This window comes from Dehalococcoides sp. THU4 (assembly GCF_043231265.1).
Lineage (GTDB): Bacteria > Chloroflexota > Dehalococcoidia > Dehalococcoidales > Dehalococcoidaceae > Dehalococcoides > Dehalococcoides mccartyi.
The window spans coordinates 997,183-1,019,824 of record NZ_CP171266.1 but is presented as its reverse complement, the minus strand read 5'-3'; the positions used below and the strand labels follow the sequence as shown (position 1 = coordinate 1,019,824).

Annotated in this window: 23 protein-coding genes; 8 read left to right on the top strand and 15 right to left on the bottom strand. The window is 47.6% G+C overall.

Translation table 11 applies throughout. The annotated features are described in order from the left end of the window. Nucleotides 1-74 precede the first annotated feature (74 nt). A complete protein-coding gene (locus tag ACE6F3_RS05395) occupies nt 75-425 on the top strand; it encodes a hypothetical protein (RefSeq protein WP_010936410.1) in 351 nt (116 codons plus the stop codon). Between the two features lie 49 nt (nt 426-474). Here ACE6F3_RS05395 and ACE6F3_RS05390 read toward each other — a convergent pair whose 3' ends face one another. From ACE6F3_RS05390 to ACE6F3_RS05360, 7 genes are all read right to left on the bottom strand, one after another. After that, complete coding sequence (locus ACE6F3_RS05390) at nt 475-1,296, bottom strand: metal ABC transporter permease (protein ID WP_010936408.1); 822 nt, start codon at nt 1,294-1,296, stop codon at nt 475-477. Then, nucleotides 1,293-2,057, bottom strand: a complete 765-nt coding sequence (locus ACE6F3_RS05385; RefSeq protein ID WP_058292096.1) for a metal ABC transporter ATP-binding protein — start codon at nt 2,055-2,057, stop codon at nt 1,293-1,295. Before ACE6F3_RS05385 ends, ACE6F3_RS05390 begins: the two co-directional genes overlap by 4 nt. Before the next feature lie 2 nt (nt 2,058-2,059). Further along, entirely contained in the window at nt 2,060-2,932 is an 873-nt protein-coding gene (locus ACE6F3_RS05380) for a metal ABC transporter solute-binding protein, Zn/Mn family (RefSeq protein WP_058292097.1), read from the bottom strand. After that, nucleotides 2,929-3,360, bottom strand: a complete 432-nt coding sequence (locus ACE6F3_RS05375; RefSeq protein WP_010936405.1) for a Fur family transcriptional regulator — start codon at nt 3,358-3,360, stop codon at nt 2,929-2,931. The genes ACE6F3_RS05380 and ACE6F3_RS05375 overlap by 4 nt, the downstream gene beginning before the upstream one ends. Nucleotides 3,361-3,493: 133 nt before the next feature. Further along, a complete protein-coding gene (locus ACE6F3_RS05370) occupies nt 3,494-4,510 on the bottom strand; it encodes a D-alanine--D-alanine ligase (RefSeq protein WP_077975197.1) in 1,017 nt (338 codons plus the stop codon). Next, nucleotides 4,482-5,801: a KamA family radical SAM protein gene (locus tag ACE6F3_RS05365; RefSeq protein WP_077975196.1), complete on the bottom strand. Its 1,320-nt coding sequence runs from the start codon at nt 5,799-5,801 to the stop codon at nt 4,482-4,484. Before ACE6F3_RS05365 ends, ACE6F3_RS05370 begins: the two co-directional genes overlap by 29 nt. A gap of 142 nt (nt 5,802-5,943) precedes the next feature. Next, nucleotides 5,944-7,209, bottom strand: a complete 1,266-nt coding sequence (locus ACE6F3_RS05360; protein WP_077975653.1) for a hypothetical protein — start codon at nt 7,207-7,209, stop codon at nt 5,944-5,946. Between the two features lie 82 nt (nt 7,210-7,291). Here ACE6F3_RS05360 and ACE6F3_RS05355 point away from each other — a divergent pair, with 82 nt between their 5' ends. The 3 genes from ACE6F3_RS05355 to ACE6F3_RS05345 all read left to right on the top strand — a co-directional run bounded on the left by ACE6F3_RS05355 (nt 7,292) and on the right by ACE6F3_RS05345 (nt 11,371). After that, complete coding sequence (locus ACE6F3_RS05355) at nt 7,292-7,624, top strand: YkgJ family cysteine cluster protein (RefSeq protein WP_010936401.1); 333 nt, start codon at nt 7,292-7,294, stop codon at nt 7,622-7,624. Nucleotides 7,625-7,778: 154 nt separating this feature from the next. Then, on the top strand, nt 7,779-10,340 hold the full coding sequence (locus tag ACE6F3_RS05350) for a PAS domain S-box protein (protein WP_077975195.1): 2,562 nt from the start codon (nt 7,779-7,781) through the stop codon (nt 10,338-10,340). 26 nt (nt 10,341-10,366) lie between these two features. Continuing rightward, complete coding sequence (locus tag ACE6F3_RS05345; RefSeq protein ID WP_077975194.1) at nt 10,367-11,371, top strand: HD domain-containing phosphohydrolase; 1,005 nt, start codon at nt 10,367-10,369, stop codon at nt 11,369-11,371. On the opposite strand, the gene ACE6F3_RS05340 is transcribed toward ACE6F3_RS05345, so the two are convergent. The 4 genes from ACE6F3_RS05340 to ACE6F3_RS05325 form a co-directional block, all read right to left on the bottom strand. After that, a complete protein-coding gene (locus ACE6F3_RS05340; protein WP_392654576.1) occupies nt 11,368-13,167 on the bottom strand; it encodes an adenosylcobalamin-dependent ribonucleoside-diphosphate reductase in 1,800 nt (599 codons plus the stop codon). The two genes, ACE6F3_RS05345 and ACE6F3_RS05340, sit on opposite strands and share 4 nt — an antisense overlap. Then, nucleotides 13,168-13,917 (bottom strand): radical SAM protein, encoded by a 750-nt coding sequence (locus ACE6F3_RS05335; protein ID WP_010936397.1) that lies wholly within the window; start codon nt 13,915-13,917, stop codon nt 13,168-13,170. 190 nt (nt 13,918-14,107) lie between these two features. Continuing rightward, complete coding sequence (locus tag ACE6F3_RS05330) at nt 14,108-14,596, bottom strand: small multi-drug export protein (protein WP_077975192.1); 489 nt, start codon at nt 14,594-14,596, stop codon at nt 14,108-14,110. A gap of 21 nt (nt 14,597-14,617) precedes the next feature. Next, nucleotides 14,618-15,757 (bottom strand): PD-(D/E)XK nuclease family protein, encoded by a 1,140-nt coding sequence (locus tag ACE6F3_RS05325; protein ID WP_077975191.1) that lies wholly within the window; start codon nt 15,755-15,757, stop codon nt 14,618-14,620. Nucleotides 15,758-15,840: 83 nt separating this feature from the next. On the opposite strand from ACE6F3_RS05325, the gene ACE6F3_RS05320 reads away from it, so the two are divergent. The 3 genes from ACE6F3_RS05320 to ACE6F3_RS05310 are packed head-to-tail and all read left to right on the top strand — an operon-like array spanning nt 15,841 to nt 17,402. Then, on the top strand, nt 15,841-16,542 hold the full coding sequence (locus ACE6F3_RS05320; protein ID WP_231935581.1) for a cytochrome c biogenesis CcdA family protein: 702 nt from the start codon (nt 15,841-15,843) through the stop codon (nt 16,540-16,542). A gap of 1 nt (nt 16,543) precedes the next feature. Continuing rightward, nucleotides 16,544-17,080 (top strand): peroxiredoxin, encoded by a 537-nt coding sequence (locus ACE6F3_RS05315; RefSeq protein WP_077975189.1) that lies wholly within the window; start codon nt 16,544-16,546, stop codon nt 17,078-17,080. Between the two features lie 16 nt (nt 17,081-17,096). Continuing rightward, a complete protein-coding gene (locus tag ACE6F3_RS05310) occupies nt 17,097-17,402 on the top strand; it encodes a hypothetical protein (RefSeq protein WP_041341650.1) in 306 nt (101 codons plus the stop codon). Here ACE6F3_RS05310 and ACE6F3_RS05305 read toward each other — a convergent pair. From ACE6F3_RS05305 to ACE6F3_RS05290, 4 genes are all read right to left on the bottom strand, one after another. Further along, nucleotides 17,399-17,902 (bottom strand): hydrogenase maturation protease, encoded by a 504-nt coding sequence (locus ACE6F3_RS05305; protein ID WP_077975188.1) that lies wholly within the window; start codon nt 17,900-17,902, stop codon nt 17,399-17,401. The genes ACE6F3_RS05310 and ACE6F3_RS05305 overlap by 4 nt on opposite strands. 2 nt (nt 17,903-17,904) lie before the next feature. After that, complete coding sequence (locus ACE6F3_RS05300; protein ID WP_058292107.1) at nt 17,905-19,344, bottom strand: Ni/Fe hydrogenase subunit alpha; 1,440 nt, start codon at nt 19,342-19,344, stop codon at nt 17,905-17,907. Nucleotides 19,345-19,373: 29 nt separating this feature from the next. Next, entirely contained in the window at nt 19,374-20,312 is a 939-nt protein-coding gene (locus ACE6F3_RS05295) for a methyl viologen-reducing hydrogenase (RefSeq protein WP_041341643.1), read from the bottom strand. A gap of 212 nt (nt 20,313-20,524) precedes the next feature. Further along, complete coding sequence (locus tag ACE6F3_RS05290; RefSeq protein ID WP_077975187.1) at nt 20,525-21,904, bottom strand: elongator complex protein 3; 1,380 nt, start codon at nt 21,902-21,904, stop codon at nt 20,525-20,527. A 43-nt stretch (nt 21,905-21,947) separates the two neighbouring features. Here ACE6F3_RS05290 and ACE6F3_RS05285 point away from each other — a divergent pair, with 43 nt between their 5' ends. Next, nucleotides 21,948-22,622 (top strand): class I SAM-dependent methyltransferase, encoded by a 675-nt coding sequence (locus ACE6F3_RS05285; protein ID WP_077975186.1) that lies wholly within the window; start codon nt 21,948-21,950, stop codon nt 22,620-22,622. The last annotated feature ends 20 nt before the right edge of the window (nt 22,623-22,642 follow it).

The following is a 22,642-nucleotide window of genomic DNA, read 5'->3' as shown; positions in this document are numbered from 1 at the left end:
CTCCCTCCCCTGCCACTCTCTAGACATTAAAGTCTGAAAAGCCAATGAGGGTTGACATAGATAAGGAAACGAAGATGGAACTTGACGAGTTTCTGAAACAGAGTGCCGTAGATTATACCAGCCGCCAGATAATCCTTCTTTTCAGCAAACACCCCTTTGCCCGTTTTGACCGCTCTGCCATTGCCAGCACTATAGAAGGCGGCAGCGATATCCTGCCCACCCTGCAGTCACTGGTTTCCAGCGGCATAATTAAGCTCTGCCAGAAAGGCGGGGCTGAACTGTATTACCTGACCAGTGAACCGGAACTCAGGGAAATGGTAACCCGCCTGGGGAATATGGAATGGAAACAGCAGCAAAACTTTTCCAGACGAAAGCTAATCGGGCTGAATGTTTTTCCCCAAACCAGACCGCTGGGTACACACTAGTTTTCTTAACCAGAAAAGAAGGGCTTTATCCGGAGCGGGTACAGCCGGTTTAGTCTCTGACCGGCTCTTGCTTCTTTTTGTTTTTAAAAGCCCAAACCAAAAGGAATACTGCCGCACTAAAGAGTATGATAGTAGCCCCCGAAGCCAGGTCCAGCACATATGAAAGCCACAGACCGCCCAAACAGAAGACCATACCAAATCCGATTGAAAGCAGCATCATTTTAAAAAGGTTATCAGTAAAACGGCGGGCAACCGCTGCCGGTATAGTCAGCAAAGCTATCACCAGTATTATGCCCACTACCCGTATCAGCATCACTACTGTCAAAGCTATAAGCCCCAGCATTATTATGTATAAAAGGCCGGTAGGCATACCGCTGACACGGCAAAACTCTTCGTCAAAAGATATACCCAGAAACTCTTTATAAAAAAGCCAGACCACCCCTATTATCAGGGCATCCAGCACCAGCATAAGCAGCAAATCTGAAGACGGCACAGTCAGGATATTGCCGAAAAGATAACTGAATAAGTCCGGGGCATAACCGGGCGTTAAGCCTATAAAAATAACACCCAGAGCCATACCCAAAGACCAGAGCATACCGATAACCGTATCTTCACTTATACGTCCCCGGCGGGTAATGGCACCCATGCCGGCCGCGGCCAGCAGACTGAATACCAATGCCCCAAGCACAGGGCTGATACCCAGCAGATACCCCAACCCTATTCCCCCGAATGAAGCATGGGCAATACCGCCGCTTATGGATACCAGTTTTTTTACTACTACATAACTGCCAATAATCCCGCAGCCTATGGCCGCCAGCAGACCAGCCCAAATAGCATTCTGGATAAAACCATATCCCAAAGCCTCTATCATACGTGTTCCTTCAGCACCCGGTGGGGCACCTGCCCGTGCGCAATAAGCTGGATTGGGCAGTTATAGGTTTCAGACAAAGCTTCTGCGGTCAGCCCTTCCTCGGCATGGTGATACGACAAATGCTTGTTTAAACAGGCTATATCATCTATACATACTGCTACCGCACTGATATCATGGGTAACCATAATAATGGTCATCTCTTTTTTTAATATTTCCAAAAGTTCATACAGCCCGGTTTGCATGGCGGCATCTACCCCGGCAGTCGGTTCATCCAGGATAAGCAGTTTCGGCTGATTAACCAACGCCCGCGCAATAAATACCCTCTTTTGCTGACCGCCTGAAAGCTGGCCAATCTGTCTGTTAGCAAACGGCAGCATACCCACTTTATCCAGATACTCCTTAGCCAAGGCCACATCCCCACTGGAGTAGCGGCGGGCTAAACCCCTTTTGGCATACCTGCCCATCAGCACCACTTCCAAAACACTTATGGGAAAGTCACGGTCAAAAAGGTGATATTGGGAAACGTAGCCAATCTCTGGCCGGGCATCTTCGGGGCTTTTACCCAAAACCTTTATACTGCCGCAGTCAGGCTGAATAAGACCCAAAATCAGCTTTAGGAGGGTAGTTTTCCCCCCGCCATTCGGGCCTATAATCCCCAGCATCCGTCCTGCAGGCTGGGAGAAAGTAATATCTTCCAGTACCGTAAGGCCGTCAAAACCGGCACTAACTCCCCTAAACACCAGGGCTGGCGTGTCAGACATTTTCAGCTCATAACCTCTTGCATTTGCTTGTAAACAAATTCCATATTCTTTATGTAATCTTGGGCCAGCGGGTCTATCATTATCACCTGCCCGCCTATTTCAGAGGCAATTGACTCTGCACTCCGGCTGGAAAATTGGGGGGAAGCAAAGACAATGCTGATATTATTTTGTATAGCCAAATCTATTATTTCTATCATCTGCTGGGGGGTGGGTTCTTTGCCTTCTATTTCAATGGAAAGTTCTTTCAGATTATAGTCTCTGGCAAAATAAGCCCAGGCAGGATGAAAAACCAGAAAGGTACGGTTATGCAGGTGGCTGAGAGCCAGGGTTATTTCATTATCCAACTGCTCAAGCTTTGCTAAATAAGCATCCCGGTTGGCTGCATAATAGCTCTTGTTTTCCGGGTCCAGGCTCATCAGCCCCGTAGTGATATTTTTGACCATCTGGATAGCATTACGCGGTGAAAGCCAGATATGCGGGTCTGCCCCGTCACCTTCCGGACTGCTTTCCAGTGTAATATTTACCGAACTATCTACCATCAGCATAGAGTGGTTTAAAGCCAATATTTTTGAAATCCAGGTTTGCTCAAAACCAAAATCAGAGCCCAGCTTCACGTACATATCTGCCTGGCTTATATCTACCATCTGGGAAGGAAGCGGCTGGTAGGTATGCGGCTCCGCCCCGGGAGGAACCATAAGAATTACTTCAGCCTTATCCCCGGCAATTTGCTGGGTAAATTCTTTCAGGGGCACTATACTAACTGCAATTTTGAGCTTGGCAGCAGAAGATGAATCTTCCTGACAACCCGCCAGCAGTAAACTGCTAAGCAGAGTAACGCCTAAAGCCAAACTCAAAAATAATGTCCTTAATTTCATACTTTTCCCGCCTCTTTCTGACAATTCCGGCAACGCCCGATAAACTCCAGCAAATGGGCATCTATGGCAAACCCGGTCTGCCGGGACAAGTTTTCCGTAATCTCTTTAAGCCCGCACCCCTCCACGTGAATAACCTGACCGCAACCGGAACAAATCAAATGGTGGTGATGGGAATCAATACGCCTAAGCAGATAGCGGTGGCAATTGCCGGCGGTATGCAGCTCGCAAACAAGCCCCAGTTCGGACAAAAGCTGGAGAGAACGGTAGACAGTTGCCATACCGGTTGAAGGTTTAGCCGCCTGCACCAGTTCATGCACTTCTGACGGGCTTAGCGGCTGGGTAGCAGCAGACAGTACCTTTAAAACAGCCTGCCGCTGGGGAGTAATCTTGTATTTATTCTGGCGGATACGGCTCTGAATAGTTGGCACTGTAATCCTTCTAATTGATAGGTTTTCTCAATTATAGCTACGGCTTTTTCAAATAGCAAGAATCACGGGGGGTAATTATCCCTTAAAATAAAAAGCCTCCCGAAGGAGGCTTTTATATAACATTTTATTTAACTCAAGGCAGGCAGTTTGCCGCAGCCAAACTGTGGCGGGTCAGAGCAGTGTAAAGTATTTTTAACACCAACTCAGCATGACTGATACCCAGTTTAGATGCCATAATCGGCAAATCTCCGCTGACAGGGTTTAGACCGGGCAAAGGGTTTACTTCCAGAAAATAAGGTGTGCCATCAGGGCTGACCCTGAAATCCATACGGCACAGGTCACGGCAGCCCAGCACCTTATACGCATCCAGCGTAGCCTTTTCAATGCGGGATAAAGTCTCAGCAGGCAAAGCCGCCGGTACCTCATACTCCACCATCTGCCGCCAGTTGCGTTTCACCTCTACAGAGTAGACAAAATAATCGGTTTTGGTTTTGGGGACAACCCGCATGATACCCAAAACTTTGGGCTGTATATTACCGGTAACCCCTACCGTAATCTCTTCGCCGCTTATAAATTCTTCTATCAAAACAGGCTGCTCATAGGCAGTAAGCAGCTCTGCTGCCATGTTTACTATTTCTTTGGCACTTCCGGCGCGTGAAGCAAACCTGACACCCTTGCTAGAACCCTCACAGGCAGGCTTAAGAAAAGCCGGCAAGGGGAACCCTGACCAGTCTATAGCCGAAAGCTCTTCGCAGCTGGTGACTAACTGCCACCGGGCAGTTTTTATACCGGCATCAGCTACCAGTTTCTTAGTCAGGGGTTTATCCAGACAAATAGCTAGTGTTTGCGGGTCGGAGCCGGTGTACGGTATATCTAACATCTCTAAAATACCGGGAATTTGAGCCTCACGGCTGCGGTAATTGCCCAAACCCTCCGCAATATTGAAAACCAGGTCCAGTTTCTGTTCCTGTACCCTGCGTAAAAACTCTTTTCCCCCACCCAAACGGTAAACCGTATGCCCGGCCTGGGTTAAAGCATTAGTGATAGCTTCAACCGTCTCCGGTGAGTCATATTCTTCCAGAGCATCATCAGGGCCGCCGCTAACCGGATTTAACGCCTGTTTAAGATCGTATGACAGCCCTATCTGCATCTGTTTCTCCCTTTATTTTAGCGGCATTATTAAGTAAATCTGTCCGGCCGGTATTGCTGTAAACTTTGGGTTCACCCGGATTTTTAAAACGGATTATATCACCCTTGTAATTACGGATTATATATTCGTCAGCCTGTTTATCCAGCACGTAGTCCGGCTGAATAGTTATTTTGCCGCCGCCACCCGGTAGGTCTATAACGTAATTCGGCACAGCCAAACCGGAGGTATAACCGCGCAAGCCCTCAATAATCCCCACCCCGGTTTCAATGGGGGTATGGAAATGCTCTGTACCCTGAACATTGTCACACTGGAAAAGGTAGTAAGGGCGCACTTTGCTCATTAAAAGCTTGTGGCAAAGGGATTTCTGAACAGACACATTGTCATTTATGCCTTTTAAAAGTACCGACTGGTTATTTACAGGTACGCCCGCCCTGACCAGACGGTCACAGGCCTGACGGGATTCCTCGGTAATTTCATTAGGGTGGTTATAATGGGTATTAAGCCAGATAGGACCGTACTTGGAAAGCATATTGCATAGTTCATCATCTATCCGCTGGGGAAGAACCACAGGATAGCGGGTACCAATTCGGATAATTTCCACATGGGGTATTGAACGCAGAGCCGAAAGAACACTCTCCAAGCGGGGTGTAGACAGGGTTAAGGGGTCACCGCCGGAGATAATTACATCCCGGATAACCGGATGCTGGCGTATATATGCCAGCATGGCATCTATCTCTGCCTGGGTATGCACCCAACCGCCGTTTTTCCATTCCCTTTTACGGGTGCAGTGGCGGCACAGTACCGGGCATATATCAGTCAGCACCATGACCACCCTGTCAGGATAACGGTGTACCAGCCCAGGCACTACCGAACTATGAGCCTCTTCCAAAGGGTCAGAACAGCAGCGGGTATCAAAATTAAGTTCAGCTGTATCCGGCATAAGCTGACACTTTACCGGGTCATTTACATTGTCAAAATCTACCAGACTGAGGTAATAAGGGGTGGCGGAAAGGGGGAAAACCGCAGAAACGGCCTCCATATCCCTGTATTCTTCTGCAGACAAATGAAAAAACCTTGCTATTTCTGTTACAGAAGTAACACGGTTTTTAAACTGCCAGTGCCAGTCATTCCAGTTCTGGTCACTTACCTTGGGGAAATATTTAAGTCTAAATCTTTTTGTTTGTCCAAGCCTACTGGGAGGCTCATCGTCTACCTTGCCATAAGTTTCGACTGCACCTGCGCCGAGAGGGTCATCTGATTGTTTGTTTTTATTTTCTTCGGTAGTGGTCACGTTAGGCCTGAAGCCTCCTTAAGAATTTATGGCGTTTACTCACAATTACGTATAATTGTGAGTAATATTCTACACGAAACATAGCTACTGTCAAGGAAGCCCAAACGTGGGTCAGGGGAAGGCAAAAAATATTTTTTATGAACTAACGGCGGTTCCGGATAGCCCACCACATAAATATTATAATAGCCACCAGCCCCACACCGACCCCGACTACCAAACCCAGATTTTGAACCAGAGAAGTTCTGGTAAAAGTACCTGTTTCAGACCAGGCACTTGCATTACCGGCACCGTCAATCGCCTGAACCCGCCAGTAAAAAGTGTCCGCCGAAGAATTATTTATGGCCTGGTTATCGGCCAGAATATACTGGCTGGTTTTTATATCTTTCAGCTCAAAGAGGATATTGCCGAACCCGCTGTCAGAAGCTACTTGCAAAGTATAGGTAACACCGCTAGCATCATTTACCCCTGCCCAGCCGAAAGTAAAGGGGTCATCAAGTGCCTCACCCGAAACCGGTATTGTTATATCAGGTGCAGGCGGCGGCGTATTTTCCAGCCAGATTTCACGCACTATCCGGTTCTGCCCGTCATCCAGTATCAGGCTGTGGCTGGCAGCTGCACTTGAAGGAATAACTATCTGGGCAGAGAAGGTGCCCTTATCATCTGCACTTACCTTTAATAAAGAAACACCATCATACTGCAAATCTACCTGGCCGTTAGGTTTAAAACCTTTGCCGGAAATATTCAGCTGCGTTCCAACATCAATTAATTTACCCAGACCTATTTCCGGGTTAATATCCAGCCAGACATTGGCCTTGAGACTCTGGCTGTTTATATAATCACCCTGGCGTACTTCCACCAGATAAACCCCGGCAAAACGCTCCGGAACGGCAAAACTCACGGAAAAGCTGCCTGTTATATCAGCTTTAACATTAGCCGGGATTACTTCCAGCGGGGTGTTATTGTAATAAAAATTTACCGAGGCTAAAGGAGTAAAACCTGTACCGTTTATATTAACAGTCTCGCCAATGGCAGCCTCAGATTTTGACAGGTCAATCCAGCTTTCAATCAGAACTAGCCCGCTGCCCGTATTATAATCAGCATCCAGCGCCTTTATAAGGTGTAATCCCCGCCCTGATGGCGGAACAACAAAACTAAGAGCAAACTCCCCCAGCTGGTTGGTAGCCCCGAAGGCAACCTCTTCATCATCAAAATAGAGTTTAATATCACTCTGGCGCAGGAAATTCTGACCATATACGGTCAGCTCAGCACCTACCTTGAGAATAATATCAGAAAAAGACAACTCACCTTCCAGAGCTGCTTTGTTTACAACGGGAGAACCCAAAAACAGCACTCCGCTTATCACCAGAGTGGCTAAAAGTCTAATTATGTAGTCTTTTTTCTTTTTCATATTTTTAATGATTATATCACTTACACATGAGTATTCAACACCACCTTGATAATAGCATAAACCGGCATCTATAATGAAGCCCATGAGTGATATTGAAAACACTGAGGTTTTTGAATGCAGACGCTGCGGCAACTGCTGCTCTCACTTTCAGCCTCATTTGGAAATGGATGAGGCTCAAAGAATTGCAGGACATCTAAGTCTAAGTCTGGAAGAATTTAAGCAGAAATACGCCGATAAACGCTGGCCGGGCCAGCGCACCATGCTCATCCGCCACAATGAAAACGGCTGTATTTTCCTGGGACGCGGCGTAGACAATTTATCCCTGTGTACCATTCATGATTTCAAGCCTCAGGCCTGCCGTGACTACCAGCCCAGTCTCAAACACCGCGAATGCCGCGAAGGTTTGCAGCCTTAGTGCTTTTTGTCTTTATTTTCCCGAAGCAAAGCCTTTTTTTTGACAAAACACATGACAACTGGGCACTTACCCTGCTATACTAAAATCAGTTATACTTGGGTATATATGAGACCTCTGCCTGCTTCTTTAACAAAGTATAGAAAAGCGTAAGGATATGCAAGACCGATATAAATCCTGCCGCACCAATGCAGAGCAAAGAGTTTTGCCCGAAAGTGCCTGCCTGGCCGAGATACTTTCCATGATAGAAAGTACCCGAACTATGGCATTTATATTTGAAACCTCCCCCCAATTCCGCTTGATCTATGCCAGTTCAAATACACCCGCTCTAAGCGGCTATTTGCCTGCTGATTATCTGTCTAACCCTGCTTTGTTAGATGAAATATTAAAACCCGCTGGTTTAAACCTTGATACCCGAACACCCAAACAATTTAAAACACCCCTGGGCCCTATACCCTGCTATATCCCCAGCAAAACAGGATTACCCCTCTCAGGTGAATTGTTATGTAAACTTTCTTCGGGCAAACTAATCTGCCTTATACACTGTCACGGCCAGGTGCAGAATAATCCCAATCAACTGGCCTTTTTTGATGAAGCCCCTACCCTTATGCCGCTGATAATAAGTTTTGAACCGGACGGCAAACTATTATTTGCCAATCGGATATTTGAGGAAGCAACCGGTTATCCGGCAGGTGAAATAAGCGGTGATAAATGGCAGTCCTGCGGGCTGTTTAGTGAGGAGGCAAGGGAGCGTATTGCCCAAATGCTCCAGGACAGCCGAAGTGACAGTATTCGGCCCTTTGAAATCCGCCTGATACATAAAAATGGCCAGACTTGCTGGCTTTCCGGCCACAGCCAGATAATAAACCCGGGTACTGTTTCCCCATACCTGCAGCTCTCTGCCAGAGATATCACCATCTGCAAAAAGTCTGAAAAAATGCTCCTGCTAACCAGATTTGCGATAGAAAGGGCTACAGATGCAATATTCTGGACTGATGCCGAGGGTAAATTTGTAGATGTAAATCAATCAGCCTGTGACTCACTTGGCTACCAGCGCGAAGACCTGCTCAAATTAAAAGTTACTGATATAGATGCCCTCATAACCAGCCAGACGGATTGGGAAAAACATTGGGAAAAGCTGAAAGCCCGTACTTACCTGCACTTTGAATCTATTCACCGGAATATACGGGGCGGCAGTATTCCAGTGGAAATAACCGCCAATTATCTTCAGTACGACAAGATGGAATACAACATATCCATAGTCCGGAATATCCGCCAGCGCAAAGAAGCCGAAAAGCATCTAAAGTTCACCTCTTTCTCAATGGAACATTCGGCAGATCTCATAATATGGGTAAATCAGAACGGCAATATCATAGGTGCCAACCGCTCAGCCTACCAGTCACTGGGCTACACCCATGATGAGCTATGCAGTTTAACCGTAGAGGATATAAACCCTGTCTGCACTCCGGAAAGGTGGAAGACCCTCTGGGGCAGACTAAAGCATGATATCAAGTATGCTATGGAAACTGCCCTGATTACTAAAAACGGTCAGAAACTACCTATTGACGTGATGTGCAATTTCCTGGAGTTTGAGGGAGTTGATTATTGCTGTGCAGTAGTGAGGAATATAACCGAACGCAAGAATGTATATGCCAAGTTGCTGCATGCCGCCGAGGAATGGCGAATCACCTTTGATAATATATCCGAAATAGTGTTTCTGCTGGATAATGATTTTAATATCCAGCGGGCAAACCGGGCTTTTGCCAAAGCTTTGAACTGCCAGCCGCAAGAAATCTTAAACAAGAAATGCTACGAGGTGCTGCACCACACCAATTGCCCTCAAGTAAACTGCCCCAAGTTAGTAGCTTCCGATACCCAAAAGACCCAGTATATAAATTACTTTGAAGAAACTATTGAGAAGCATTTTCAGGAAACCATTGACCCCATTCTAGATACAGACGGGCAATCTCTGGGAACTGTCCATATCCTAAAAGACCTCACTGAGCACCATAAAATGGCCGCCCAGCTGATGATAACGGATAGACTGGCTTCGGTAGGTGAAATGGCCGCCGGGCTTGCTCATGAACTTAATAACCCCCTGACCAGCGTTATAGGATTTTCCGAACTCCTTCAGGAAAAAAAACTGCCCGAAGACCTGCAGCGTGATATCCAGATAATAAGCCAGGAAGCCCTGCGGGCAGCCGAAGTAATCCGCAATCTGCTGGCATTTGCCCGCCGCCATGAACCATCTAAAGACTGGGTGGATATGAATGTGCTAATCCACAAAGTGCTTGATATCTGCAACTACGAACAAAGGGTAAACAACATTCATATAGTTACCAATCTGGATGCAGATTTGCCGGAAATAAAAGCTGACTATTTTCAGATGCAGCAGGTACTTTTGAATATAATCATAAATGCCGAATATTTCATAACCAAGGCACACGGTGAGGGTACTATAGTTATCTCCAGTTCCCGATTCGGAGATAATATCCGGATATCTATTAAGGACGATGGTCCGGGCATGTCTGAAAACGTCTTAAATCGTATATTTGACCCGTTTTTTACTACTAAAGAAGTAGGCAAAGGTACGGGGTTAGGATTATCCATCGGACATGGTATAATCACCCAGCATGGTGGTAAACTGTACGCAGAAAGTTCCGAAGGTAAGGGCGCTACCTTTTTTATAGAGCTTCCAATCAACCCGCCAGCCCAATAAACTGTCAGACATTCTAAGGGGTATGCATGACTACAAAAAATGAAACCGTTCTAACAGTGGACGACGAAGATACAATACGCCGCCTGCTTTACCAGAAACTCACCAGCGAAGGCTACAAATGCCTGACCGCCTCAAACGCCACCGAAGCTATGGAAATAATAAAGGGCCAGGATGTTTCACTGGCCATACTGGATATAAAAATGCCAGGCCTTTCCGGAATGGATATTTTCCCGGAAATCCGTACTATCTCACCTGATACCGCAGTTATAATGGCTACAGCCATAAGCGACACTGACACTGCTATAGCCTGCATGAAACTGGGTGCATATGATTATGTGACTAAACCCTTTAAACTGGATGCAGTCATGATGAGCATAGAACGGGCACTGGAAAAACGCCGCCTTGTACTGGACAACCGGGATTACCAGCAGCATCTGGAAATAAAAATCAAAGACCAGGCGGAAAAAATCCGCAGTTCTTTTTTCAATGCCATTACTTCCCTGGCTTATGCGCTTGAATCTAAAGACAGCTATACCATAGGCCATTCACAGCGGGTAGCTGAAACCTCGGTTTCTATTGCCAGCGCTATGGAACTGCCGGTTGCTGCCATTGAGCAGATACGTCTGGCAGGGCTGGTGCATGACATCGGCAAAATAGGTATCAGAAGTGCCTGCCTGAATAAGGCCGGCAACCTGACCGAAGAGGAATACACCCATATCAAAACCCACCCCGGCATAGGTGAACGTATTCTTTCCCCTATAACCGAGGACCGCGAAATTCTGAGAATAGTCCGCCACCACCACGAGCATTTCAACGGGAGCGGATATCCTGACGGACTAAAGGGTGAGGAAATACCGCTGGGCGCCAGAATAATGGCGCTGGCTGATGCCTATGACGCCATGACCTCCCTGAGGCCATACCGCAAAGCAATGACAGATAAAGAAGCCTGGGAAGAACTGAAGAGATGTTCAGGCACACAGTTTGACCCGGAGATTTTAGCTGTCTTTTCCCGTGTAAACAACAATACCTAATGGCAGGAGCAGTTATCCAGGTACTGGTCTACCAGCTTGACACCGGATTCGCTGGTGCATAAAGGCTGGGCTGCCCGGCTTCCGTCACGGTAAACCGTTATCCCTTTAAGCCCCTTGTCGTAGGCCAGATTAAACACATTGGCCATATCCTCACGGGTAGCTTCATGGGAGAAATTCACCGTCTTGGAAACAGCATTGTCAGTATACTTTTGGAAAGCCGCCTGAATGCGGATATGCCATTCGGGGCGAATGCGGTGAGCGGTAACCAGCAGGCGTTTCAGCCAGTCCGGCACACACTCCATATCATGCAGATGGTTTGACGAAACCAGCTTTTCAAACAGCTCTTTGGAATGAAAACCCTCACGTCTGGCCATTTCCTCAAAATAGGGGTTTATCTCCAGCAGATTTTCACCATCCAGAATATTCCTGACAAATACCATAGCGAAAGAAGGCTCTATGCCCGAAGAAACCCCGGCGATAATGGAAAGGGTGCCGGTGGGGGCTATACTGGTACAGGTGGCGTTCCGCATGGGGCGTCCGCCGGGTACGTCATAAATACTGCCTTCATAAGCAGGGAAAGAGCCTCTGGCTTCGGCCAGTTTGGACGAAGCACGGTGGGAGGTTTCCTTGATAAAATCCATTATCTGGTCAGCCTGGAATATAGCCTCTTCGGAATTGTATGGTATACCCATCAAAACCAGCATATCGGCAAAGCCCATCACCCCCAAGCCTATCTTGCGGTTACGTAAGGTGGCTTTTTCAATCTCAGGGGTGGGGAATTTATTTACATCTATTACATTATCCAAAAAGCGGATAGCCATTTTGACTGTCCGTCCCAGTTTTTCATAGTCTACCACTACCCTCTCACCGTCACGCTTAAGCATACGGGGCAGGGAGATTGAACCCAGATTGCAGGATTCATACGGCAAAAGGGTCTGCTCACCGCAACCGGTCACGTGCCTGATACGGCCTAATTCCGGGGTGGGGTTATCATCATTTATCCGGTCTATAAATACCAGACCGGGTTCACCTGTTTTCCAGGCCTGGTCTACAATACAGTCAAACACACAGGCGGCATTGAGCCGCTGGACTACTTCGCCGGTATGAGGGTTGATAATACCGTAATCTTCACCGCTGCGTACTTTAGTCATAAATTCTCTGGTGACCACAACCGAAATGTAGAAATTGGTCAGGGCATTAGGGTCACCCTTGCAGGATATAAACTTGAGAATATCAGGATGGGTTACGTCTAAAATAGCGGCATTACACCCGCGGCGTACCCCGCCCTGGCGCACATAATCTGCCGCTGCGGAAAATATGTTTATTACAGAAACCGGCCCTCCGGCTACTTCTGTTAATTCCCCTACTTTGTCTCCGGCAGGCCTGAGATTTGAAAAGGAAAAGCCGGTACCGCCCCCGCTTTTATGAATAAGAGCTGTCTGCTTGACCGCATCAAAAATAGACTCAATGGAATCCTCTACCGGCAGTACAAAACAGGCCGAAAGCTGCCCCACCTGCCGCCCGGCATTTAACAGTGTGGGCGAATTCGGCAGAAACTCCAGGCGGGACATGGCCTGATAAAATTCCTCTTCTATCCGGCTGGTATCCGCCCCCGGTGCATATTTGCATTCGGCAGATGCCACCACTCTGGCAACCCGGTGAAACATATCCTCCGGCGTTTCAATCACCCGTCCGTTGGAATCTTTCTTTAGATAACGTTTTTCTAGTACCCTCTTGGCGGTAGTAGATAAGCGTACATCTGCCAGAACTGATTGCCTGCCGAATTCTACTGTCATTTAAAAAACCTTAATGGCCTTATCACCGATTCGTTTCATATCCAGGGTAAGCACCACCACATTATTCAAATACTTACGTGCCGCCTCAGCGGCTTCTTCCACCTCTTCCTTGTTGGCCGCCCGCCAGGGGCAACCCGGAATGGGGAAATAGGCATCTATACGAAAAGACATATCTTTATCTATGCTGGCTAAAAACTGGGCTACCTTTTCTATTTCGTCTTTGGCTATATAATCAGGTATGTACACCACTTCTACGTGAAGTTTGCGGTCACCCAAAGCCGCATGTATTTTCTTCAGATTTTCCAGGGCTGACTTGTTTGAGCGGCTGGTATAATCACGGTAAATATCTTCGGAATAAGCCTTCAGACTGAAAATAACCTGGTCAATATCCGTAAGGTCTGGCATCCGGATGCCATTGGTTAAAAGTATGTTGTAAGAGCCATATTTTTCATGGACAGCCTTGGCAAGTTTAGGCAGCTCAGGGTCAAGCACCGCCTCCGTACCCAGAAAAACTGCATATTTTATAGTATAGCCATCTATCTTTTCCATAACCTGGTCAAAAGACAGAAATTCGGTGGGAGGGGCTTGTCTTTCATGGGTAATTATTTCAGCTACCGGGTCATCCATCAGGCCAAAATCATAAACCTCATAATTGGTATAACAACCGCGGCATTTTAAATTACATTCAGTCCAAAAATGAAAATCCATTGAATGGTAACTTGGCTCATATGCCAGATGATAAACCTTCATTCAGTCCCCCAAACATGATTAGCAAGCCTGCAGAAAGGCTCGCTTTTATAAGTATAACATTGTTAAAATACCCAAACAATAATCGTCTTTAGTACTCTGGCTCTTGGTTTGCTAGAATTTATTGTACCACATGTTTTGGCTTTTGGCATCAGGTTTTTTTGTTTTTTCACTAAGCATTTCGGATACTTTTTTAGATTCCCAGCAGTATCAGCCCGAAATGCATAGCCAGAGTGAGCCCGGTAGTCCACACCGCCACCCCGATTGCTATCCAGACAAACAGTTTTAACCTGCCTGCATTCAGCATTACTCCCAGAAAAGCCGCTATGGGAGCGCTGGTCAGCACCGGGGATAAAAGCCCCAACCCGATAATTCCGTATTTCAGCCATACCTTGTACAGGCGGCCCGAACGAAGCCTCTCCTGCAGGGATATAATGATTTGGGCAAACAGGGCTGACAGGCTTAAAGCTGCATCACCGGTACGGTTTTTGTCCAGCCAGCGGTTTGAGCCTGCCCGTATCTTTTCTGAAAGAAGCAGAATTACACCAACGCCGCTTAGAGTACCGCCGCATACCAGCAGGATAACCAGAGCAGGGTCCAAACCCCAAATCAAACCAGCCGGTATTGCCAGCCAGATTTCCAGCAACGCCAGTAAAAATACCCCTATTACTTGAAAGAACATCTATTCCCCAAACCTGCGCTTTCAGTTGTCCTGGTCTTTTGAAACCTGTTTTACATACAGCCGCGGAGAGGAGGAAATAACCTCTTTTAAAGCCAGTATCCGTTTTTTCAGTTCCTGACCGCAGGCATCTGTTTCCAGATATTCCTCAAGCAGGGTTTTATCCAAACTGGATACCTGATTCCACAATCCCAGCGGCTCCAGCAAATCACGTACAGCTTTATTGTTGTAAGCAGTCCGCAAAACTTCCTTGTAGCTAAGCGCATGCTCACTGCCGAAGACCCTCCCCAGTGAATTAGCCCGGCAATACTCAATAATAGCCTCTTTCAGGGTGTCTATTCTGGCCTCAATTTCGCCTTTGCGGGCCTGGAGTTCCACATATTCCTCAACCGCGTGGGATATATCTACAGGCGGTGCTTGAGGCAACTGGGGCGGAGGGGCATATTTGTGGCGGTACAGCGGGCAGAGATGGGCAAAATCACACGGGCAAAAGCTGTTTTCACAGGCAGGGAAAATAGCTTTTTCTATTTTTTCAGCTACTTCCAGCACCAGATTCCGGGCATCGGCAATAACCTCTTTACTGCGGGCAGGACAACGCATGGCAGTATTGGAGCGCAAGTGATACAAACAAAGCTCACCTACCGGCAAAAACCAAATCTGTTCCACTGCCAGTTGGTAAATGCTTAACTGCAAATTGCTTTGGACATATTCGGCTGAAAATAAATCTTTATTGCTTTTATAATCTATAATACACAGTTCGCCGGAAGGAAGTTTATCCACCCGGTCAATCTTGCCGGTCAGTTTGACCCCGTCCAGATTTACAGTGTACTGGTGCTCCACCGCCAGCGGCATATGAAAATCTGCACTATGTATCCGGTGGAAGTCTGCCAGTATTTTCCCGCCTAACTGACGGTAATTTTCTTCTGCCTCAGCAGATTCATACCCTTCAGACCGCCAGTGCAAACGGTAATACTCCATCAGGTTTTCCAGACTGGGCGGCGGGGGTACTTTTACCCGGAGAAAGTACTCCGCACAATCATGCAAAGTTGTGCCGAAACTGAAATACCCCTTTGCCGGCGGTTTTAAGCCGTCAATATATAAAAAACGATATTTCAGAGGACAGCTTTGATACTGGTCTATCTGGCTGTAAGAAAGAGGGCGCATAAATACTCCGCCTGTAAAACTGATATAATATCAACGTACATTATAGCCTTGTTTTCAGGGCTATGGGAAGGTGCAAAACAGGCTTGGAAGATATCTCTTACCTTTTAGCCCTGGGGGGCGGTCTGGCCGCCTTTTTCTCTCCCTGTGTGCTGCCTATGATGCCTGTATATCTGGCCAGTCTGACCGGCAGAGAGATACTGGATACCCGGCCGGACTTTGCCGTTTCTTTTAAAACTCTGCCGCATTCAGCCGCCTTTGTAGCCGGTTTCAGCCTTGTTTTTACCAGCCTGGGAGCATTAGCCGGACTGGGAGGCGTTATTATAAACCCAAGCGAACTCTGGATAAGAATACTTTCCGGGGGAATACTTGTTATCTTCGGCGGATATATGCTGCTTAGCCTCCGCTTCCCATCCCTCAGTTTTGAAAAACACCTGTTCGGCCAGCAAAGCCTGCGTGGTGGCAGTTATGTCCGCTCTTTTTTAAGCGGGGCTATTTTTACCCTTGCCTGGACGCCCTGCATAAGCCCTATACTGGGAAGCATACTCAGCCTTACCTTCGGAGGGGAAAGCCCGCTTTACGGTTCGGCTCTGCTGGCTGTTTTTTCACTGGGCATGGGTATACCCTTTCTTGTATTAGGTTTGCTGCTTCAAAAAACCCTGCCTCTTATCCGCAAACTCAGCCGCTACTCAGGAGCTGTATACGGGATAAGTGGCGGGATACTGATAGTTATTGGTATACTTATACTAAGCAACCAAATAGGGTTTTTTAGTACTCTGCAAATTTAAAATGAAAAGAAAATTGATAACTCTCAGTTTCCTGCTCATAGGCAGCCTTTGTCTGTCCGCCTGCAACCAAGCTGCCCCCCTACCACCGGATGACGGGGAAGCGGTAACAGGCATAAGAATAAACAACCTGGCACCTGATTTTTCACTGAAAGACCTTACCGGGCAGGATATAAGTTTAAGCGGACTGAAGGGCTCTGGGGTAGTTCTGAACTTCTGGATGATAAGCTGCGGTTACTGCCAAGACGAGATGCCTTTCTTTGAAGCTGCCTATAATGAAAACAAGTCACTCCCCGGCGGTATAAAGATTTTTATGGTAAACATACGGGAAAGCCAGTCCCTGATAGAGCGGTTTATGGCAAACACAGGTTTCACCTTTCCGGTACTGCTGGATAATACCGGTGATATAGGCCAACTTTATAATGCAAACTATATCCCCATTACTTATTTTATAAATGCCGAGGGTATAATAAAAGCCATAAAATTCGGGGGATTTTCCAGCCAGACAGATTTTGACAATCAGCTTAAAAAAATAACCTGAATATCAAGGAGTAAATATGACAGATATATTAAATGAAGCTTCAAACATAGCCCAATGCAAGGAATGCCCCTGGTACAGGGCATGCACAACCCCCATGCGTTACACTTCTGAAGATATCCGCCGGCAGGTACAAAGCGGAAGCCCGGGCATGAATGCCCCCCAGGACGAGGCAGCCATGCAGCAAATGTTATCTATGGCTTCGGCTGCCCAGAACTCCATGCTGGAAGCCTGCCCTATTTTTATTGACCGCCTGCGCAATAACCCTAAACTGGCCCAAAAGATAAAGGAAATAATGCAGAACTGGAGTCAGGAAAGCACCTAAAGCGGGGGCTGGCTGAAATAGGTATCCGCTATATATCCGGCTGTTTCAGCTACCGCTTTTTCCACTTTTTCGGTCAGACCCTGTGTCATTTCGGTGGGAATGCATTCGGGTTTAACCGCCAGCACGTCTATTTTCACCCCGCCGTCCGCATGGAGTTCTTCAAGCATATTCAGGGTGGGCATAAGGTGAAGAGAAAAATCATTTATCTTTTCCGGTGAGACCTGCTCAACCCTAAGATGCCCCAGTTCCCCCACCCCCAAACCGGTTTCCATAGCATCTACCAGCACGATAACTTTGGGTTTAACCTCGCTGATTATTATGTTAAATAACAGCTCGCGGATAGCTGTGCCAACGTCCATAACACAGGCAAAATCAGGAACCCGGCAGTGGGCATTTAAGTAATCTGCCACCGCCGGGCCAAAACCGTCATCCCCGTAAAGTATATTCCCGCAGCCGAACACAACTACCTTACGGGAGCAATACTCCGGTAAACATTCCATATTTAGTTGGAGTAAGTCTGGACCAGCTGACCTTTGGCGTCAACTATATCCAGATTGACCGCTAATTTGCCGTTCAGCTCATGGGTAGAGCAGGACAAACAGGGGTCATAAGCCCGTATCACCATTTCTATTTCATCTAAAATGGTTTCATCGTATTTGCCGCCCTTAATCAGGGTCTGGGCAGCCTGTTTTACCGACATATTTATAGCCGCATTGTTCATAACCGTGGCAACCAGCAGATTAGCATCGGTAACCAGACCATTTTCATCTGTGGTATAGTCATGGATAAGTGTGCCGCGGGGGGCTTCTATGCACCCTACTCCCCGGCCGGCTTTAGGTGTTACCGGCACACGGGTATTAGTGCTGGTGATTTCGGGGTCAGACAAAAGTTCAACCGCCCTTTCGGCATTATACAAAAGCTCTATCAGGCGCGCCCAGTTAAAAAGGAGTGACTGCTGGGCGGGGCGTCCGAACTTGGAGCGGAACTCTTCCAGTTCTTTCTGGGCTAAAGGTGTGGCAATGCGCTCACAAACATTTATACGGGCCAGAGTATTTACCCGCAAAATGCCGGAGGGATTGTCCAAATCCATATTGAACTCACCCAGTTCCTTAGCATACGGGAATTTGGCATAACTCCAGTCTTCTACCCGTTCGGTAATATGGTCAAGATAATCTTTGGGGTCAAACTCGGTAAACTTGCCGTCAGGGTGCATCAGGCGAAGATGGCCGTCATATTGGTTTAAAGCCCCGTTTTTATCTACCGTACCCAAGAAACCGGTCTTGATAACGCCAATTTCTTTAATAAGGTCTTCATATTTTCCGAAAAGATTTTCTTTGGCATAGGCGATGGAGAACTTGGCGAACTCCAACAGCTCTTTAGCCATTTCCATCATCTTTTCGCGTTCGGTTTCAGTAAGCGGCTTGGAAAAACCGCCGGCTACAGCCGCTACCGGGTGAATATCTTTTCCCAGCAGGTAATCCAGCATTTTTGATGCCAGATGACGTGAGCGTATAACCTTCTGGCCCAGTTCAGGCATCTTCTGGGCTATACCGAAAACATTGCGCATGGAGTAGTTTTCACCCGGACCCATTACCAGGTCTGCTCCGGCTAAAAAGAAGAAGTGGAGGATATGCTCTTCCATATAAGCAGCGGCATTAGCCAGCTCACGCAGTTTGCGGCCGGCAGAAGGCGGGGTAACCCCGAAAACATTATCACAGGCTTTGGCCGAACACAAATGGTGGGAAAGCGGGCAGACACCGCAGATACGCGGGGTAATACGGGGCATTTCCTCTACCGGACGCCCGATACAGAATTTTTCAAAACCGCGTAATTCTATAATATGCATGCGGGCATCAGATACGTTGCCATTATCATCAAGGTTTATCACAACCTTGGCAGCACCTTCAATTCTGGTAACCGGCTGTATTGTAATCTGTTTCATATATCCTCCGAATAAACTAAAGGTGGTTACTACTTATCCTGCGGGCGGAGTCTACCCGAACCGATAAAGCGGTTTATGGTGGCCACCCGGTCAACAATCTCCTTCGGGTCACGCCCGATATAGCTTAAAGAGCCCATTATATCAGCAGTGGGGTTGGAACTCTGGCGTACCGGCCCGAAACAGCCGCGGCAAGGCATATAGGCTTTGATGCAGCGGGGAATTTCTTCTGAAGGGTCAGCCCCCAAGATGCGGTTACACCCGGCTTTGGTAACCGGCCCCAGACAGAACAAACCCTGTTCATTCAGGCAGCGCATATTGTCATAGCGGCCGGGGGTAAACTGGGCATTTTGCAGAGGGCGTTTGATAGACCCGCCGGTAGATTGTTTTTCACGTATAGTGGGGCAGGTATCACACACACTTCTTTCAGGAAGTGCAAATGTCTTGCCTGCAAGTACTGCATTTAAAAGTTCAACTATATGGGCAGGTGTAGGAGGACAACCGGGCAGATGGATATCTACTTTTATTACTTCATCTACGGCATAAACACGGTCAAGCAACTTGGGGAGGGATTTGTCACTGGGAGGAGAAGAAGGGTCAGTGCCCTTTTCTTTATTAAAAATCTGGTCCAGCATTGCTTCGGTAGTGGAAAGGTTTGCCAGAGCCGGAATGCCGCCGAAACAGGCGCAGGTGCCAAGGGCAACTATTATCTTGCATTTCTTGCGCATTTCCAGAGCAAGTTCCTTGTTTTCCTCATTCCGGATACCGCCGGTAATCAGGCCAAGGTCAGCTTCCGGGATTTCCGGTTTAGTGCCGTCACCCTTCTGCCCGAAAAGTTTATGGTCCATAAGCACCGGCATATGTACTATTTCCAAGTTGGGTAAAATATCCAGCAGCGGTTCACCTATATCCAGTAGAGAAAGTTCACACCCTCCGCATACCGCAAACCATTCTTCAGCAACACGGACCATTTTATCCTCCTAGCCATGTCTTTTGCTTTGCCGTCACCGCATAATCCGGTAATACATACAAGTTAGTATATAAAACAACTGTTTATATTCTAGCACCTAAAAAACGTTTTTACCATTCACACGGGGTATTTTTATATATACCGCCAAAATTAACACCCGTAGTTTAGCATTTATAACCAGACAGGACAAAATCTGCCAAAGGCGCAGAAATATCAGCCCAAATACTTACACATATAACCAGCCACAAGCTTATACCCCAGTGAGCGGTAATACTCTCTGGCACCCACCCCGCTTAGAATAGCAAGTGAGCTAAGGCCGTATTCGTCCCGCACCAGACGCTCTGCCTCTGCCACCAGCTTTCTGCCAAGACCCCGGTGCTGGGCAGACTGTTCGCCCTGTTCACCCAGTGAAAGCTCTGTGCCGTATACGTGCAGTTCACGCACCAGCCCTGTTTTACCGCCATATTTTTTATCAAGTACCGGCAGAGAAACCTGCGGTATGCGCAATCTGAGCAGGCCGTAAAGGGTATCAGAGGCATCTTCAAAACTAAGGAATATCTCCTTGCCGCCTGAAGCCTGATAATCCAGACGCTTTAAGGCAGGCTCACCGCTGGTCTGACCCTTGCGCTGGCGGTGACCATACTCACGGCAGCGTATACACCTGCACTTCTGGTTACGGCTTTCCAGTATCTGCCGCACTCCATCCCGCAGTGAGTCTTTGAGACCGGCACGGATAAATACAGCCGGTATATCCCGAAGCACCCGCGAAATACGCACATAAGGCGGCACCAGAGCTTTAATATCCGCAATTAGCCCGGTCATGATGTCACTAGGGTACGGGGTATAGCGGCCTTCTTTCCACCACTCCTCAAGTATGGTACCCTCCACTACCATAGTAGGATAAAGCTTAAGCCCGTCAGGACAGAAACGCGGGTCTTCAAACACCATACGGGAAAGAGCTAAATCTTTTTCAGGAGAAGAGCCGGGAAGTCCGGGCATCCAGTGGTAATGAACCTTAAGGCCGTATTCACGCAAAAGGCGGGTGGCCTCAGCCACATCTGCCACTGTATGCCCCCGCTCAACCAGTTTATAAATATCATCATCCAGCATCTGGACGCCAAGTTCCACTCTGGTAGTACCAAAATCTATCATCCGCTGTATTTCGGCCTCACCGCAGATATCCGGGCGGGTTTCAATGCACAAACCCACACAGCGGTGCTGGGCGGTTTCATTTATAGCCTTGGCTTCCTCTAAACTGTCCGCCACTACCCCGTTCAAAGCATCATAACAATCTTTAATAAAACCATACTGGTAGGCAGTATCTGCCGCAAGAAAAGTGCCCCCCATGATTATAAGCTCAACCTTATCAGTGGGGTGACCCATATCCTGTATTATCCGCAGGCGAAGGGCAACCTGCCGGTACGCCTGGTATTCACAGCTTTTGGCCCGCAAAACAGCCGGAGATTCAGGCGTATAGCTCTGGGGAGTAGCCGCAAAGGTGGGGCAGTATACGCATTTGCCGGGGCAGGGTAAGGGTTTGGTCATAACCGCCACCGGAGTAACGCCTGATATTGTTCGGGAAAGCTTCTTCATATATACTCTTATTTATAAGGATAGTTAATTATAACCTAAAGCTATGAACGAACAAAATTTTACTTCCCAGTCACAGGTATTTGACCAAATAGCCGCCGGCTGGTACAGCTTCCGCCACCGTTCCATCTTCAGCCATGAGCTGTCAGCACTGGCGGCAAAGTGGCAAACAGGCAAACTTCTTAACGCGGGCTGCGGCTGTGGGGCGGATTTCTTACCCTTTAAAGACAGCTTTGAGCTATACGGCATAGATTTTTCAGCCGAAATGATAGAACAGGCCGGGAAATATGCCCGTAAACACGGCTTCAAACCTAATCTGGCAGTGGCGGAGATGCAAAATCTGCCTTTTAAAGATGCCGAATTTGACTGGCTGATTGCGGTGGCCAGTTTCCATCACCTGAAAGGGCAGGATGCCCAAGAGAAAGCCTTAAAGGAATTCGGGCGGGTACTGAAAGATGGCGGGCAGGTATTCCTGACCGTTTGGAACCGCCTGCAGCCCCGCTTCTGGTTTAAGGGGCGTGAAACACTGGTGCCGTGGAAAAGCCAAGACCAGGTACTTATGCGTTATTACCGGCTGTATACCTGCTGGGAGATAGAGGCACTGGTAAAAAAAGCCGGATTCAGAGTAGTCAGCTCTTTTGGTGAAAAAAACCACCGCGGGCCGAAATATTTTGCCCGGAATATATGCCTGGTGCTTGAGAAGCAAACTTTAAAAAAATAATACTTTAGGTTATATTGTAA

Excerpts from the sequence above, each read along its gene's own strand:
- ACE6F3_RS05370 (WP_077975197.1), bottom strand. The coding sequence starts at position 4,510 with ATGCAGATAGGGCTGTCATACGATCTTAAACAGGCGTTAAATCCGGTT.
- ACE6F3_RS05300 (WP_058292107.1), bottom strand. The coding sequence starts at position 19,344 with ATGAAACAGATTACAATACAGCCGGTTACCAGAATTGAAGGTGCTGCC.
- ACE6F3_RS05360 (WP_077975653.1), bottom strand. The coding sequence starts at position 7,209 with ATGAAAAAGAAAAAAGACTACATAATTAGACTTTTAGCCACTCTGGTG.
- ACE6F3_RS05285 (WP_077975186.1), top strand. The coding sequence starts at position 21,948 with ATGAACGAACAAAATTTTACTTCCCAGTCACAGGTATTTGACCAAATA.
- ACE6F3_RS05340 (WP_392654576.1), bottom strand. The coding sequence starts at position 13,167 with ATGACAGTAGAATTCGGCAGGCAATCAGTTCTGGCAGATGTACGCTTA.
- ACE6F3_RS05330 (WP_077975192.1), bottom strand. The coding sequence starts at position 14,596 with ATGTTCTTTCAAGTAATAGGGGTATTTTTACTGGCGTTGCTGGAAATC.
- ACE6F3_RS05355 (WP_010936401.1), top strand. The coding sequence starts at position 7,292 with ATGAGTGATATTGAAAACACTGAGGTTTTTGAATGCAGACGCTGCGGC.
- ACE6F3_RS05335 (WP_010936397.1), bottom strand. The coding sequence starts at position 13,917 with ATGAAGGTTTATCATCTGGCATATGAGCCAAGTTACCATTCAATGGAT.
- ACE6F3_RS05290 (WP_077975187.1), bottom strand. The coding sequence starts at position 21,904 with ATGAAGAAGCTTTCCCGAACAATATCAGGCGTTACTCCGGTGGCGGTT.
- ACE6F3_RS05390 (WP_010936408.1), bottom strand. The coding sequence starts at position 1,296 with ATGATAGAGGCTTTGGGATATGGTTTTATCCAGAATGCTATTTGGGCT.
- ACE6F3_RS05345 (WP_077975194.1), top strand. The coding sequence starts at position 10,367 with ATGACTACAAAAAATGAAACCGTTCTAACAGTGGACGACGAAGATACA.
- ACE6F3_RS05295 (WP_041341643.1), bottom strand. The coding sequence starts at position 20,312 with ATGGTCCGTGTTGCTGAAGAATGGTTTGCGGTATGCGGAGGGTGTGAA.
- ACE6F3_RS05305 (WP_077975188.1), bottom strand. The coding sequence starts at position 17,902 with ATGGAATGTTTACCGGAGTATTGCTCCCGTAAGGTAGTTGTGTTCGGC.
- ACE6F3_RS05325 (WP_077975191.1), bottom strand. The coding sequence starts at position 15,757 with ATGCGCCCTCTTTCTTACAGCCAGATAGACCAGTATCAAAGCTGTCCT.
- ACE6F3_RS05310 (WP_041341650.1), top strand. The coding sequence starts at position 17,097 with ATGACAGATATATTAAATGAAGCTTCAAACATAGCCCAATGCAAGGAA.
- ACE6F3_RS05315 (WP_077975189.1), top strand. The coding sequence starts at position 16,544 with ATGAAAAGAAAATTGATAACTCTCAGTTTCCTGCTCATAGGCAGCCTT.
- ACE6F3_RS05385 (WP_058292096.1), bottom strand. The coding sequence starts at position 2,057 with ATGTCTGACACGCCAGCCCTGGTGTTTAGGGGAGTTAGTGCCGGTTTT.
- ACE6F3_RS05380 (WP_058292097.1), bottom strand. The coding sequence starts at position 2,932 with ATGAAATTAAGGACATTATTTTTGAGTTTGGCTTTAGGCGTTACTCTG.
- ACE6F3_RS05350 (WP_077975195.1), top strand. The coding sequence starts at position 7,779 with ATGCAAGACCGATATAAATCCTGCCGCACCAATGCAGAGCAAAGAGTT.
- ACE6F3_RS05395 (WP_010936410.1), top strand. The coding sequence starts at position 75 with ATGGAACTTGACGAGTTTCTGAAACAGAGTGCCGTAGATTATACCAGC.